Annotated in this window: 14 protein-coding genes and 1 pseudogene; 4 read left to right on the top strand and 11 right to left on the bottom strand. The window is 59.8% G+C overall.

The features are described from left to right. The first annotated feature begins 148 nt into the window (after positions 1-148). Positions 149-883, top strand: a complete 735-nt coding sequence (locus tag AC1HFW_RS06380; RefSeq protein WP_116522026.1) for an SDR family oxidoreductase — start codon at positions 149-151, stop codon at positions 881-883. Here the strand turns inward: AC1HFW_RS06380 and AC1HFW_RS06375 are convergent. From AC1HFW_RS06375 to AC1HFW_RS06325, 11 genes are all read right to left on the bottom strand, one after another. Further along, positions 818-1,771, bottom strand: coding sequence for a LysR family transcriptional regulator (locus tag AC1HFW_RS06375; protein WP_479282315.1), 954 nt, complete (start codon positions 1,769-1,771; stop codon positions 818-820). The two genes, AC1HFW_RS06380 and AC1HFW_RS06375, sit on opposite strands and share 66 nt — an antisense overlap. 250 nt (positions 1,772-2,021) lie before the next feature. Further along, positions 2,022-2,597 (bottom strand): hypothetical protein, encoded by a 576-nt coding sequence (locus tag AC1HFW_RS06370; RefSeq protein WP_479282314.1) that lies wholly within the window; start codon positions 2,595-2,597, stop codon positions 2,022-2,024. 364 nt (positions 2,598-2,961) lie between these two features. After that, complete coding sequence (locus AC1HFW_RS06365) at positions 2,962-3,516, bottom strand: uracil-DNA glycosylase family protein (RefSeq protein ID WP_116522023.1); 555 nt, start codon at positions 3,514-3,516, stop codon at positions 2,962-2,964. Positions 3,517-3,669: 153 nt separating this feature from the next. After that, positions 3,670-4,635, bottom strand: a complete 966-nt coding sequence (locus AC1HFW_RS06360) for a LysR family transcriptional regulator (RefSeq protein WP_104021520.1) — start codon at positions 4,633-4,635, stop codon at positions 3,670-3,672. A 192-nt stretch (positions 4,636-4,827) separates the two neighbouring features. Further along, a complete protein-coding gene (locus AC1HFW_RS06355; protein WP_479282311.1) occupies positions 4,828-5,562 on the bottom strand; it encodes an amino acid ABC transporter ATP-binding protein in 735 nt (244 codons plus the stop codon). Between the two features lie 62 nt (positions 5,563-5,624). After that, entirely contained in the window at positions 5,625-6,314 is a 690-nt protein-coding gene (locus tag AC1HFW_RS06350) for an amino acid ABC transporter permease (RefSeq protein ID WP_006394595.1), read from the bottom strand. Continuing rightward, complete coding sequence (locus AC1HFW_RS06345; RefSeq protein WP_006394594.1) at positions 6,307-6,996, bottom strand: amino acid ABC transporter permease; 690 nt, start codon at positions 6,994-6,996, stop codon at positions 6,307-6,309. Before AC1HFW_RS06345 ends, AC1HFW_RS06350 begins: the two co-directional genes overlap by 8 nt. Positions 6,997-7,013: 17 nt before the next feature. Continuing rightward, on the bottom strand, positions 7,014-7,835 hold the full coding sequence (locus AC1HFW_RS06340) for an ABC transporter substrate-binding protein (RefSeq protein ID WP_054417452.1): 822 nt from the start codon (positions 7,833-7,835) through the stop codon (positions 7,014-7,016). Positions 7,836-7,906: 71 nt separating this feature from the next. Then, positions 7,907-9,196, bottom strand: coding sequence for an aminotransferase class I/II-fold pyridoxal phosphate-dependent enzyme (locus tag AC1HFW_RS06335; protein WP_479282308.1), 1,290 nt, complete (start codon positions 9,194-9,196; stop codon positions 7,907-7,909). Beyond that, a complete protein-coding gene (locus AC1HFW_RS06330) occupies positions 9,193-9,873 on the bottom strand; it encodes an RraA family protein (RefSeq protein ID WP_054417450.1) in 681 nt (226 codons plus the stop codon). The genes AC1HFW_RS06335 and AC1HFW_RS06330 overlap by 4 nt, the downstream gene beginning before the upstream one ends. Next, complete coding sequence (locus AC1HFW_RS06325; RefSeq protein WP_479282306.1) at positions 9,818-10,321, bottom strand: hypothetical protein; 504 nt, start codon at positions 10,319-10,321, stop codon at positions 9,818-9,820. Before AC1HFW_RS06325 ends, AC1HFW_RS06330 begins: the two co-directional genes overlap by 56 nt. Before the next feature lie 443 nt (positions 10,322-10,764). Between AC1HFW_RS06325 and AC1HFW_RS06320 the strand changes: the two are divergent. The 3 genes and pseudogenes from AC1HFW_RS06320 to AC1HFW_RS06310 all read left to right on the top strand — a co-directional run. Further along, positions 10,765-11,037: pseudogene (locus AC1HFW_RS06320) on the top strand (integrase core domain-containing protein); the annotation flags it as partial. A 298-nt stretch (positions 11,038-11,335) separates the two neighbouring features. Beyond that, a complete protein-coding gene (locus AC1HFW_RS06315; protein WP_479282304.1) occupies positions 11,336-12,604 on the top strand; it encodes an AAA family ATPase in 1,269 nt (422 codons plus the stop codon). Continuing rightward, positions 12,605-13,267, top strand: a complete 663-nt coding sequence (locus AC1HFW_RS06310; RefSeq protein ID WP_479282302.1) for a hypothetical protein — start codon at positions 12,605-12,607, stop codon at positions 13,265-13,267. Positions 13,268-13,382: the final 115 nt, after the last annotated feature.

The following is a 13,382-nucleotide window of genomic DNA, read 5'->3' as shown; positions in this document are numbered from 1 at the left end:
GCAGCCGCTGACGGGATAGCCGGCCGCGCGTGCCCTGCCACGCACCGCATCGGCAATCCCGATACCCCCATCGAGCATTCCTGCTGGCGCCTCCCCCAACGCCGCGCCACCATCGCACCTTCCAGACACATTCACCAAGGAAGCGAGCATGGGCAACAACCTGACGGGACAGCGGGTCATGGTAGTGGGCGGCAATTCGGGCATGGGCCTGGCCGTCAGCGCACAATTGATGCGGATGGGGTGTCAAGTCCTGATCGTGGGCCGGTCGCGCGACAAGCTCGACGCCGCGCGCGATGCGTTGCGGCCCTTCGGGCAAGCGCAACTGCACCCCGCCGACGTGACAGACGAAACACAGGTACAGCGGCTTTTCGAGGCAGTCGGCGCGGTTGACCACCTGGTCTGTACCGCCGCCGATATCCGTGGCGCCTACGAACTGCTGCCGCAACTAAGCCTGGACGCGCTGGACCGCGCCATCCGCTCCAAAGTCGTCGCGCCCATCCTGCTGGCCAAGCACGGCGCGCCGCGCATGCCATCGCACGGTTCCATCACCCTCACCTCCGGCATCGCCGCCTATCGCCCCCGACCCAAGGGCGTCGCGGTGGCGGCCATCAATGCCGCGCTCGAAGGCATCATGCGCGCCATGGCCGTTGAACTGGCGCCGCTGCGCGTCAACGCCGTTTCGCCCGGCTGGGTGCGCACGCCCATCTGGAACGACGTCGCCGGCGCCGACAGCGAGGCGCTGCTCGCGTCGATGGCAGAGCGACTGCCGGTGGGCCGGGTGGGCAGCGGCGAGGATATCGCCGACGCCATCGTCTTCCTACTCGGCAACGGCTACACGAGCGGCACCGTGTTGCATGTCGATGGCGGACACCGGCTGGTCTGACGGCGTGGTGGCAAGCCGCATCAACGCGATGATCGCGGCCACCGGCCCGGCCGGCACGCGCCGCGCCGTGAGCAGGCAGATGGGCAGGCCCTGCCCGCGGGTCGCCAAGGGGCGCCACGCCACGCGCGGCGCCGACTCGGCCGGGTCCAGCGCCATCCTCGGCAAAATCGCCACGCCCAGGCCCGCCGCCACCATCTGCGTCAGGGTCGCCACGCTGTCGGCCGTGCCGGCGATGCGAGGCCGCACGCTGGCCTCCTGCAACAGCGCCTCCAGGTAGTCGCGATAGCGGCAACCCGGCATCGTGACAACCAGCGCCAACGCCGCCAGCGCCTCGGGTCCGACCTCATCAGCGCGAGCCAGCGCATGGCCAGGGCGCGTCACAAGCACGGGCATGTCCCAGGCGATCACCTCGGCCTGAAGGTCGGCATCCGGCGCCGGCCAGCCATGCACCACGCCAAGATCGGCCGTGCCGCCCAGCACCGCCTGGGCCGTCGCCTGGGAGTTCCTTTCCTGGACCTCGACCTGCACGTCGGGATGGCTGGCGGCGAAACGCAGCAGTTGAGGCACCAGCAGGCTGGTGCATAACGTTTGCGGCGCCGCCACTCGGATCGTGCCGACGGGATCATCGGCGTTGCCGCGCACCTCGCGCAAGGCATCGTCGGCCAGGGCCAGCAACTCGCGCGCGCGAAGAGCCAGCGTCTGGCCGGCTGGGGTCAACTCCAGGCGGTTGTTGTGGCGGACGAAGAGCGGCTGTCCGACGCTTTCCTCCAGCGCCCGCACCTGCTCCGTGACGCTGGGCTGCGACAGGTGCACCCGCTTGGCGGCCTGTGTGAAGCTCAACGTATCCACCGCCGCGACGAAGATTTTCAGTTGTCGTAGTTGGAACATGGAGCGTCCGAAGTATTGCCGGGCACAATGGTCCGGCTCGAGGGCGAGGGTTTTGGTGGGGCAGCAATACCGCCGCGACTATCTCATTGAACGGGGACAATAACCGAGGGCGATTTTGCGTCAACCTAAAAAAAGAAAGACACGAAAAAAATTATTAAACCTGGCCCATCCTTGTAATCACACACCCCGCCGTCCACGAAAAACTCGCGATCAAAGCGCACTTTCATCGAAGTTCATCGATAAATTTATCTCATACCCTCGCTCGTGCCTTACGCCAACGTTCGATCAACTCAGTATTCCCCGAAGCCACCTGAATGAGCATTTCGAGAGTCAGGACCGCGCCCGGAACAATGTCTTCTTCCTTAATATCGTTCCCAGCGAAGTCTGGGTTGGTCGGAATTTCTACATTAATTACCCACCAAACACCAATTTTTCGCAATAGCGCAATAAGGTCATCAAACTGCTGTTCGTGCGCAGACTCAACTTGCCCAGAAACTACACCGAAGAGCTCATGAGCGAGTAGATTGCGAGTCTTCTTCAGTTGCTCAAATTTTTCGAGATCGCCCTCATTAATAGCGCCATGCTCCCGCAACCATCCGAGCGATGCGTAAAGCGGACTATTATTCCTTGATAAAACCTTAGAGCGATACTCAGAGTCTACAATAGACCCATCCTCGCCAAAGCCGCTTATATAGAAGCCACGGACATCGTCCACAACGGAGTCCCGCAGGATTTCAAACGCGGCAATAAACATGGTCGCCAAGAAAAGTGATGGCCTGACCACATCAGGATCTAAAAATCGCTCCCAAGCGGCAGTGTGACTCATAACCAATTAAATTCAAGATGTACGGAAGCATTCTGGATGCATGAAATTCCAAACAAGGCGACAGATGAAATTTATACATATTTTATTCTGGAAAAGCGTACGCTGATAAGTATCGATATCAATAACGTATCGAATGCGCTGCATGCGCAGTTTCACCCAGTACGCACCCGCTATCTCCATACCCTCCTTAGCCCACTATCGATTGCTCACCCAAAGCGATTCACGTACGGTTCGTGGAATCACCGTGGTCGCGTTACGCACCAATCGCAAAAATAAAGCGCTAGCAGGAATCTGGTAGATCGCTTTTTCACGCTCCTGCCGGCGATCAGCACGGTGACTTGCCCCCTCATTGCAGGTGCAACCATTAATTCGGATCTGTTTTCACATTGGCTATCGACCTAAAGAGCTCCGCATTTGATAGTCCACCAGCTGGATGCTTAACGAAGATGAATCGCTCGTCAGAGGCATACCCAAGCGCTTTAACAGCTTTCCGGGCAAATGAGCCAAAAACAACAATTCGAGAAAATGGACGAGACCTGATGTCCTCAAGCAACCATTGCCCACAGCGCTGGCGCACCAAAGCGGGAGGCAACTTGTCACGCGAACGCTCAGCGCGAGACTGTTCTCGTTTTCCGGGAAAACACTGCACTGTATTCGTAATGCTGTAATCCGTTCGGTTTTTTCCAATCTCTTTGAAAGCCCGAGCAAGCCTACCTCCCGCAGACAAACTCTTAGTGTTGGAGATCGGTTTTCCTAATCGCCACTCTTCCTCGCCTGGCGCTTGAAAAATGAGCAATACAGATGCCGAACAACCCTCCATTGACAAGGGCAATGTTCGAACTTGCCGCTCCTCATCGGACAAGTGTTTCGAGTTTTCATACGGACAGCCGACGCAATGACTAACGAAGCTGATGGGCATTTTTTTATGCAATGGAGGATGTAGGGCAATAAATTACCAGATTGAACCCGCATCAGACGAATGCCACCGTGCCGCATGCTAAGTAATCAGGGTGTAAGGGCATTGACACTACAGTCGACTGCGCTGCATCACGTTCTGTTCAATGCCCCCGCCCTACTCCCCGCCCGTCCGCACCGCCGGCGGCACATGCGGCAGGAAATCCCCCGCCACCTCAAACGCGCACTCCTCCCGCGCGATATCGATCACCCGCGACACCACCGGATTGACGATGCTTTTCTTGTGCACCGCGTAGTAATTGATCGTGGGCAGATCCGGCTGCACATCCAGCCGGCACAACGCCCCGCGCTCGACCAGCGGCGCGAAATACGCCCCCGGCAGGTAGCTGATGCCCAGCCCCAGCATGGTCAACTGCGCCATCATGCCCAGGCTATTGCAGGTCAGCACCCGCTTCACCGACAACCCCTGCTCGGCGAACCAGGCATCGTACAGATGCGACAGCGCCGAATTGGTCGGCTGCGAAATCACCGGATACGGCGCCAGGTCCTGCGGCGCCAGCCGCGCCGAGAAATCGATGTCCAGCGACGGGCTGGCCATCCAGACGTTGGTCACCGCGCCCAGGTGGACGCAGTCGTACTGGTAGCTCCAGAACGGCCCCGGCATGATCGCCAGGTCCAGCTGGTCCTGCTCCAGCCGTTCATACAGCGTGATGCCGCCGTCGATCTCCGGCATCAGTTGCACCTTGGGATAGCGCAGGCTGATCTGGCTGACCAGCCGCGCCAGCCAGGTCATGCCGACCAGCTCGGTCACGCCCAGCCGCACCACGCCCTCGAAACTGGCCGGGTCCGCCATGTTTTGCACGATGCGGCTGTTCAGGTCCAGCATCTCGCGCGCCAGCTCGAACAGCTTGCGGCCCTGCGCCGTCAGCACCAGCTTCTTGGCGCGGCGCTCGAACAGCGGCGCGCCGGCAAAGGCCTCCAGCTCGCCCACCCGCTTGGCGACCGCCGACTGGGTGGTGTGCAGCTTGCGCGAGGACGCGCTGAAGCTGCCCAGTTCCGAGCTCCAGTAGAACGCCTCCAGCTGTTTGAGGGTGTACATCGCGGCGGTGGATGTGAAATGCATGAAGAACCCTCACATTATCGTCGACACCGGCGCGGCCGGGCGCCGCCCGGTCCCTGACCAGAACACCAGGCGGCCATGGCGGCGCGGGGCCGGTCGCTGAATGCGGATTGATGCCACCCCACGCCCGCCTCACACCCGCCCAATCGCAACATGCCGAGCGCGGCCAACATGCGCCCGCGCCCCGGCATGTCCCTACCCGCGCGGATGCAAAATATCCGCCAGGAACCGCTGCGCCCGCAGATGCCGCGGCGCGCTAAAGAAACGCTCCGGCGTATCCATCTCCAGGATCTCGCCCGCATCCATGAACACCACCCGGTCGCACACATCGCGGGCAAAGCCCATCTCGTGCGTCACGCAGACCATGGTCATGCCGTCCTTGGCCAGGCCCTTCATCACCTGCAGCACCTCGCCCACCATCTCGGGGTCGAGCGCGCTGGTGGGCTCGTCGAACAGCATCACCGGCGGTTGCAGCGCCAGCGCCCGGGCGATCGCCACGCGCTGCTGCTGGCCGCCCGACAAGGAACCGGGATAGGCGTCGATCTTGTGCTCCAGCCCCACCCGCGCCAACAGCTGGCGCGCCAGCTCGGTGGCCTGCTTGCGCGGCTGCTTGCGGATGTTGACCGGCGCGAACACCACGTTGTCCAGCACGCTCATGTGCGGAAACAGGTTGAACTGCTGGAACACGAAACCAATCTTCTGGCGCAATGCGTTCAGGTTGACGCCCTTGCCGTAGATGTCGGCGTCGTCGATCAGGATGCGGCCCTTCTCGATCGGTTCCAGCCGGTTGATGGTGCGGATCATGGTGGACTTGCCCGAACCCGACGGCCCGCACACCACCAGCACCTCGCCGCGCGCCACCGACAGGTCCACGTCCTTCAGGACGTGGTGCTCGCTGTACCATTTATTGACTTTCTCAAGCTTGATCATGATGAATTCCGATAAGCGCCGGCTCAGGGCCTGCTCGCGCTAAAAGGGGCCTCGCACAGGCCCTAGGCCATGGCGCGCTGGCGGCGGATGCGCAGGTCCAGCCACGACAGGCCGCGGCTCAGGCTGAAGCACACCAGGAAGTAGATGATGGCCAGGATGCCGAACACCTGCAGCGGCTTGGTCAGCACCAGGTTGTTGACCTGGTTGGCGGCAAAGGTCAGTTCGTTCACGCTGATCACATACCCCAGCGAGGTCTCCTTGATGGTGGAGACGAACTGGCTGGTCATGCTGGGCAGCACGTTGAACAGCGCCTGCGGCAGCACCACCCGGCGCATCGTGGTCCAGTAGCCCACGCCCAGCGAGCGCGACGCCTCGATCTGGCCACGCGGCACCGCCTCGATGCCCGAACGGATCACCTCCGACAGATACGCGCTCTCGTACACCACCAGCGCCGCGATCAGCGTCCAGAAGCCGCTGATCACCTGCCCCGTCAGCTTCGGAATGACAAAATAGGCCCAGAAGATCAGCATCAGCAGCGGCATGCCGCGCACCACGTTGACCAGCGTCTTGCTGGCCACGCGCAGCCAGCCATACGGACTGACCCGCGCCAGCGCGATCGCCAGCGCCAGCGGCAACGACAGCGCCAGGCCGCACAACGCCAGGATCAGCGTCAGCGCCAGCCCGCCCAGCGGGCCATTGGGGTATTGGCCGACCAGCAGCGTCGGCCAGTATTGCGATAACAGATCAAGCACCGTGGCCTCCCTGGTTCAGGCGGTAGCGCGCATAGATGCGCGAGCCGATCAGCATGATCAGGAAGGATCCCAGCAGGTACATGATGGTCGCGGCGCCAAACGTGGCGAAGGTCCGATAGGTTTCGTTCTCGATCTCGCGCGCCTGGTAGGTCAGCTCCATCACGCCGATGGCCATGGCCACGCTGGTGTTCTTGAACAGCAGCAAGGCGCGCCCCACCAGCGGCGGAATGGAAATCCGCACCGCCTGCGGCACGATCACGAAGCGCATGCATTGCAGGTAGCTGGCGCCCAGCGCCCGCGCCGCCTCGAACTGCGTGCCGGGAATGGCGCGCAGCCCGCTGCGGATGTCCTCCGCGATATAGGCGGCCGACCCCAGCGCCAGCGCGATCGCCGCCAGCGACATCTCGGCGTTGTGCTGGTACAGCCACATCCGGAAACCCTCCGGCAGCAGTTCGGGCATGCCGAAGTACCAGAACAGCACCTGCACCAGCAGCGGCACGTTGCGGTGGTATTCCACATAGGCGTCGACCAGCCAGCGGCACGGCGCCAGGTTGGTGGCGCGCACCACCACCAGCGTCACCGCGATGGTGAACGCCATCACCCAGGACACCAGGAACAGCTGCAGCGTCACCCCCATGCCGCTGAGCAGCAGCTGGTATTGCGAAGCGTCAAGTAAGCTCATTGCGCGGGCACCGGCACTCAGCCCGCGATGGGGCCGATCTTGAAACCGCGTTCGAGCTTGTACGGCGTCTGCGGGCCGAACCACTTGTCGAACAGCTGCGCGGCCACGCCCGAGCTTTCGGCCTCATCCAGCGCCTGGTTCACCACCGTCAACATGCCAGGCTCCGACTTGCGCACGCCCAGGCCCCACGGTTCGTCGAACACCGACTTGGCGATCACGCTGACCGGCGCCGTCGGCGGGCTTTGCAGCACCAGGCGCACCAGCACCAGTTCCGACGCGAACTGCGCGTCCACCTTCTTCTGCTGCAGCGCCAGATACGTGGCCGAGCTGTCGCCGTAGCCAATCACCTGCGACTTGTCCAGAATGCGCTTGATCTCGCGCTCCGAGCTGGAACCCTTGGTCGCGCCGACCCGGCGGCCGTTCAGCGACTCGATCGTGTCCAGCCCCGAATCCTTGCGCACCAGCAGCTTCTGCGGGCTGACGTAGTACGCATGGCTGAAGGCGATCTGCTGGGCCCGGTCCGGCGAATACCCCAGGTTGGCCGCCAGGATGTCGACGCGGCCCTCGTTCAATTCCGGCACGCGCGCCGCCACCGACAGCAGCTTGTAGCTGACCTTCACGCCCAGCTTGTCGGCCACCAGCTTGCACATGTCCACGTCATAGCCCACCAGCTGGCGCGTCGCCGCGTCCTGGAAGCTGAACGGCTGCGACGTGCCCAGCGTGCCGCAGATCAATTCGCCGCGAGCCTTGATGTCCGCGACCTGGTCGGCGTGGGCGCCCGCGCCCAGCGACAGCGCGGCCAGCCCCAGGCAGACGGCCAGGAAAGATTGGCGTTTCATGGTGATTCCCCTTGTGTTGTGGTTTGAACAAAAAACAGAACCGGCCCGCTCGTTGGCGGGCCGGGGAACAATCAGGCGAGCTTGGCGCAGGCCTCGCGGATCGCCGCGCAGCCTTGCCGGATATCGTCCAGCGACGCCGCGAACGACAGGCGGAACGTGCCCGGCGCGCCATAGGCGTGGCCGTCGATCACCGCCACCCCCGCCTCGCGCAGCAGGTAATGCGTCAGGTCGGTATCGGTGCGGATCTCGTCGCCGGCCGGCGTGCGCTTGCCCAGCAGCCCCGAGCAATCCGGAAACACGTAGAACGCGCCCTGCGGCACCACGATCTCCAGCCCCGGCGTGCCGGACAGCTCCGCCACCGCCAGATCGCGGCGCTCGCGGAACACCCGCGCGAACTCCGTCACGCAGTCCTGCGGCCCCGACAGCGCCTCCAGCGCCGCCGCCTGGCTCACCGACGACGCGCCCGACGTGCTCTGCGACTGCAGGATGGCCATGGCCTTGATCAGCTCGTCCGGACCCGCGCCATACCCGATGCGCCAGCCCGTCATGGCATAGGCCTTGGACACGCCATTGACCACCAGCGTGCGCGCCGCCAGCGCCGGCGCCACCTGCAACGGATGCACCGTCGGCTCGTCCGTGAAGTTCAGGCGCGCATAGATATCGTCCGTCATCAGCCAGACGTGCGGATGGCGTTCCAGCACCGCGGTCAGCCCGCGCAGCTCGTCGGCAGTGTAGACCGAGCCGGTCGGATTGCTGGGCGCGTTCATCATCAGCCACTTGGTGCGCGGCGTAATGGCGCGCTCCAGCGCCTCGGGCGTCAGCTTGTAATCGGTGGCCGGCGTGGTCGGCACAGCCACCGGCACGCCGCCGTTGACCAGCACCATGTCCGGATACGACACCCAGAACGGCGCCGGAATCAGCACCTCGTCGCCGTCGTTCAGCGTCGCCGCCAGCCCGTTGAAAATCACCTGCTTGGCGCCCGTGCTGACGATGATGCGCGCCACCGGATAATCGACGCCGGTCGCTTCCAGCAGATGCGCCCGCGCCGCCTTGCGCAACGCCACCGTGCCCTGGGCCGGCGGATACTTGGTCTCGCCGCGGTTCATGGCGGCGGTGGCGGCCTGGCGGATGTGCTCCGGCGTCGAGAAATCCGGCTCGCCAATCGTCAGGTCGATGATGCGCCGGCCCTGCTCGCGCAACTCGGCGATGATGGCGCGCGCCGCCACGCTGGGCGACAGCTTGATGCGCTTGATGCGGTCGGCAATGATGCTGGTGGCTTGCGCGGCCTGGGGCTGGGTTTGCGCCGGAGTCTGGGCTTGGGTCGGGGTTTGCGTCAGGGGTTGCGTCTGGGTTTGCGTCATTTCACGGCTCCCGTCTTCTCGGCCAGGGTCTTTTCCAGCCAGGGCTTGGTGTAGGTGCCGGCGCGCAGCTTTTCCTTGGCCACCGCCTCATCGGCTTCCTTCTTGGTCGCCAGCGCCAGCACGGCCGCGGCATGCTCGGCGGGAATCACCACCACGCCGTCGGCATCGCCAACCACCACGTCGCCCGGGTTGACCACTTGGCCGCCCACCGACACCGGCACATTGATCTCGCCCGGGCCGTCCTTGTACGGCCCCTTGTGCGACACGGCGCGGGCAAAGCAGCCGAACTGCCCCTGCGCGAACACATCCAGGTCGCGCACCGCGCCGTCGATCACAAACCCGGCGATGCCGCGCCCCTGTGCGTCCATCATCATCAACTCGCCAACCAGCGCATTGCTGGTATCGCCGGCGCCATCGACCACGATCACGTCGCCCGCGCCCCCCAGCGAAATCGCCTTGTGGATCATCAGGTTATCGCCCGGCCGAGTCTTCACGGTCAGCGCCAGGCCGACCGTGCGCTGGTTGCCGGCATGCAGCGGACGCAGCCCACTGACGCCGTACAGGCGGTTCATGCAATCGCTGATCTGGGCCGAACCAATGGCGGCGAAACCGGCCAGCACGTCAGCGGCGACGGCCGGCGCGGTCCGGGGAAGAATGCGGTATCCGATGGGATTCATAGCGAGGAATTTTCTTGAAGGCGTGAACGGCAATAAGCGAACACGCATTACAAGGCCTCGCGGGGCGATCCTCAAAACGATATAAATTCCCGGTTATGTAGGAATTATTTTCGTGGATGTTATTGGATCGAGGGGGAGCGTTGTGGGTGGGGTTGGGGGCTTCCCTTTCGTCCTTGGCTTGCAGGGCCTCGTCGAGCATGGCTTCGGTCAGGGTGCCGAGGTGTTCGCAGAGGCTTTCGACGCCGCCCATCAGGGCGGTGATTGCCCAGGGGTCTAACGGTGGGGAGCCGGTGGCGTCGGGTTCGGATGCGCTGTTGCCGACCATGCGGGCGATGGTCTGGATGGCGTAGCGGGTGCGGTCTAGTTGGTGGAGGTGGGACAGGGAGACGGGGCCGGATTCGCGGTCGGTGTCGATTTGCCAGGGGTTTTGAGTGAGGGGGTGCAGCATGGGGGACTGCCTCCTATAGCGAGTGAAGAACCCGCCTCCCCGCTTCCAAACGGGGCGGGCGGGCACAAGACAGGGTTGGAAGACCGGAGCTATAGGACCCGGCGTGCGCAAGCGCACCCCCGTCCAGGCCCGCCCATAGGGACGTGCGTGAACGCTGGACATGAAAATGCCGCCTGAGCGGCGGCTGTCCCGCCTATAGCTTACCCGGCTTCCATTCCGGGACTACCGTTGGTGCGGTAGTGGGGGAAGTATACGGGAGGCGCGGCCGGTGGTGGACCTGGGAGGGACAATTTGGCTACTTGTGCCGACACACGGCCGTGAGGCGTCACTGAAAGATACCGTCTAAGCGACCGCTATAGGTTGATCTGAGTCATCCACAGTTCTGGGCCTGAGCGAGGGTTCTCGCCAACACCGGTCACCTAGTACCGCTGACTTGGCACACAGGCGCCCGGCGGAAGTCCGGCGTTTACCAGCGCCTGCACGCTCGCCATGGCATCCGTTGCTCGATGACTGACGGCTACGACTGCTACCAGAATGCCTTGGTCGAGCGGGTCAACGGCATCCTGAAGGGGGAGCTGTTGCTCCAAAGACCCGCTGATCTGGCCCAAGCCAGGCTCATGGTCAGGCAGTCTGTCCAGATCTACAACACCGAGCGCCCACATCTGTCCCTACAATGCAAAACACCCGATGAAGCTCATCGGGTGCTCAGTCCGTAATCGCTACGGATACCGGCCCGTAGGTGTCAACCTAGGGCAGGACGGGTCAAGACGTACAAACTAGCTCATAACACCTTGATAAAATTCATTTTTAGCGTCATCGCCGTCTAATTTCGTGGTTCAATCGTTCTCGGTGTAAGGTATTGTTTTTTATAGATGTTCCCCCACGTTCTAGACAGCCTAGGCGGGGATCCGCGTACACTCGGAACTTAGGATAGAGACCTACCTATCCAAAACGCACCTGCCTCTCCAGAATCTGACGGCCTAGTCGTATACGCCGCACCAAAGAGCTAAATTTGTGATCCAAAACATCGAAATCCGTAACTACAAATCCATAGAGAAGATATCCCTTCCTCTCGGCAGGGTAAATTTATTTATCGGAGAGAACGGCGCCGGTAAAAGCAATATTTTGGAAGCAATAGCACTAGGTGCCGCTGCCGCCTCAGACAAGCTCGACAACGAATTTCTAAGCACTCGCGGGATTAGAGTTACGCCTGCGGAAGATATGCGCCCGGCGTTTGCTGACTTTTCCCATAACGAGAACATTTTTATTTCGGCCACATTCGAAGACGAGATCAAGGCCTCGTATGAATTATCGAATGATAATAAACCTTACTCAAAATGGCAGTGCCGTGCTGGAATCCAGGGCCCCAACCTCCCAAGCCTGCATGAAGTAAGCCATAATTTTTGGGACTATTTCTCCACAAAAAACAAAAGAAAACCCAACAAAACAGAGAAAGATTTAATCAATTTTGTCATAAAATCCTTCGAAGAAAAACACCCGCCGAAGATTAAATACAACAACGAAAAAAACGACGAACTCAGCATAACAATCACGCCCGACCAAAGGATATTTCATCTTATATCTCAGGGCTGGTTTGTCGAAGAAAAAAAAGAACCAAGCCTGTCATTTCAGGACTTCATGATTTACTCCCCCGAAAACTCAGCTTTAAAAAGCTTACATCGGGAGGGTCAAATTGAACCCCTGGGCGTGAACGGAGAAGGCCTTCTAAAATTGCTCTCCGTCTTGAGTTCCGACCCAAAATATGTAGATGTCTACAGAGATATCCGAGAATCGCTGCGCCTCCTGGGATGGTTTAAGGATTTTGAAATCATATCTGGCGACCATACAAAGAACAGAATACAGATACAAGATAATTTTTTAGAAGAGGACAGAGCCTACTTCGATCAAATGAGCGCCAACGAGGGCTTTCTATTTCTTCTTTTTTACTTTTGTTTATTTTCTAGCGAACTGACCCCCAAGTTTTTTGCAATAGACAACATCGATTCATCGCTAAATCCAAAACTATGCCAAGAGTTGATAAAACAGCTCGTAAACTTGAGCAAAACACACAACAAACAAGTTATATTGACCACACACAACCCCGCGATTTTGGATGGCTTTAATCTCGATGATGACTCGCAGCGCCTATTCGTGGTTTCGCGAAACAGAAAAGGCTACACTCGAATTGAGAGAATAAAAAAGAAAAATACAGACTCAACACCAGTAAAGCTGTCGACAATGTTTTTAAACGGAGTCTTGGGTGGACTACCAAAAGGATTCTGAATGACGACGTTCGCGTTAATAACAGAGGGAATCACGGATCAAATAGCCTTGGATGCAATACTTGCAGGTCACTATCAGAGCGATGATATTTCTGTTCGAGAACTGCAGCCCTTGAGAGATGAAACAGACAAAAATAGACAGGAATCAGGCGGAGGCTGGGAACAAGTTCTGGAATACTGCCGCCACAAAACCAACATTGCGGATGCACTACAATTCAATGATTTCGTCATCATTCAATTCGACACCGACTGCGTCGAACATAAGAATTTCGATGTAAGGCTCACTACATCCGGAGCGGAAAAACCAGAAGAACAATTAATAGAGGAAGTCAAAGCAAGAATAATTAAAGAAATTGATGCCGACTGCTTTGAAAAGCACAAAGAAAAAATATTCTTTGCGATATCCATTCACTCATTGGAATGCTGGATAATTCCTCTTCACGAAAAAGATAACCAAAGAACAACACAAACAAAAAACTGCGAAGACCGTCTCAGGTATATTCACAACCAAACCAAGCAACAAGAGAGATATTCAAAAACAGCAAGGATATACAAAAAAATAACAAAGAAATTTGAAAAAAAAGATCACATATCCTCCGCCTGCGAAGCCAGCATAAGCTTTAATTACTTCATCAAATCATTACCAGCGATCCCTAATGAGTGAAGCCGGCGTTCCTCACGGAGGAGGTGGCCAAGGAGGCACTCATTGCTATCAGCAAGGCGGATAGCAATAATGACAGGGAATTCTGTCCGCGCTGCTACGCAGCACTTAAAGCCGT

The sequence above is a fragment of the Achromobacter sp. ISS7 genome, from assembly GCF_056523125.1.
Note: the sequence above shows the minus strand (reverse complement) of the source record. Positions and strands in the feature narration are given on the sequence as shown.

What these genes read in the sequence shown, in the direction of transcription:
- AC1HFW_RS06345 (WP_006394594.1), bottom strand. Translation starts at nt 6,996, where the DNA reads ATGAGCTTACTTGACGCTTCGCAATACCAGCTGCTGCTCAGCGGCATG.
- AC1HFW_RS06340 (WP_054417452.1), bottom strand. Translation starts at nt 7,835, where the DNA reads ATGAAACGCCAATCTTTCCTGGCCGTCTGCCTGGGGCTGGCCGCGCTG.
- AC1HFW_RS06310 (WP_479282302.1), top strand. Translation starts at nt 12,605, where the DNA reads ATGACGACGTTCGCGTTAATAACAGAGGGAATCACGGATCAAATAGCC.
- AC1HFW_RS06330 (WP_054417450.1), bottom strand. Translation starts at nt 9,873, where the DNA reads ATGAATCCCATCGGATACCGCATTCTTCCCCGGACCGCGCCGGCCGTC.
- AC1HFW_RS06335 (WP_479282308.1), bottom strand. Translation starts at nt 9,196, where the DNA reads ATGACGCAAACCCAGACGCAACCCCTGACGCAAACCCCGACCCAAGCC.
- AC1HFW_RS06360 (WP_104021520.1), bottom strand. Translation starts at nt 4,635, where the DNA reads ATGCATTTCACATCCACCGCCGCGATGTACACCCTCAAACAGCTGGAG.
- AC1HFW_RS06375 (WP_479282315.1), bottom strand. Translation starts at nt 1,771, where the DNA reads ATGTTCCAACTACGACAACTGAAAATCTTCGTCGCGGCGGTGGATACG.
- AC1HFW_RS06380 (WP_116522026.1), top strand. Translation starts at nt 149, where the DNA reads ATGGGCAACAACCTGACGGGACAGCGGGTCATGGTAGTGGGCGGCAAT.
- AC1HFW_RS06370 (WP_479282314.1), bottom strand. Translation starts at nt 2,597, where the DNA reads ATGAGTCACACTGCCGCTTGGGAGCGATTTTTAGATCCTGATGTGGTC.
- AC1HFW_RS06325 (WP_479282306.1), bottom strand. Translation starts at nt 10,321, where the DNA reads ATGCTGCACCCCCTCACTCAAAACCCCTGGCAAATCGACACCGACCGC.
- AC1HFW_RS06355 (WP_479282311.1), bottom strand. Translation starts at nt 5,562, where the DNA reads ATGATCAAGCTTGAGAAAGTCAATAAATGGTACAGCGAGCACCACGTC.
- AC1HFW_RS06365 (WP_116522023.1), bottom strand. Translation starts at nt 3,516, where the DNA reads ATGCCCATCAGCTTCGTTAGTCATTGCGTCGGCTGTCCGTATGAAAAC.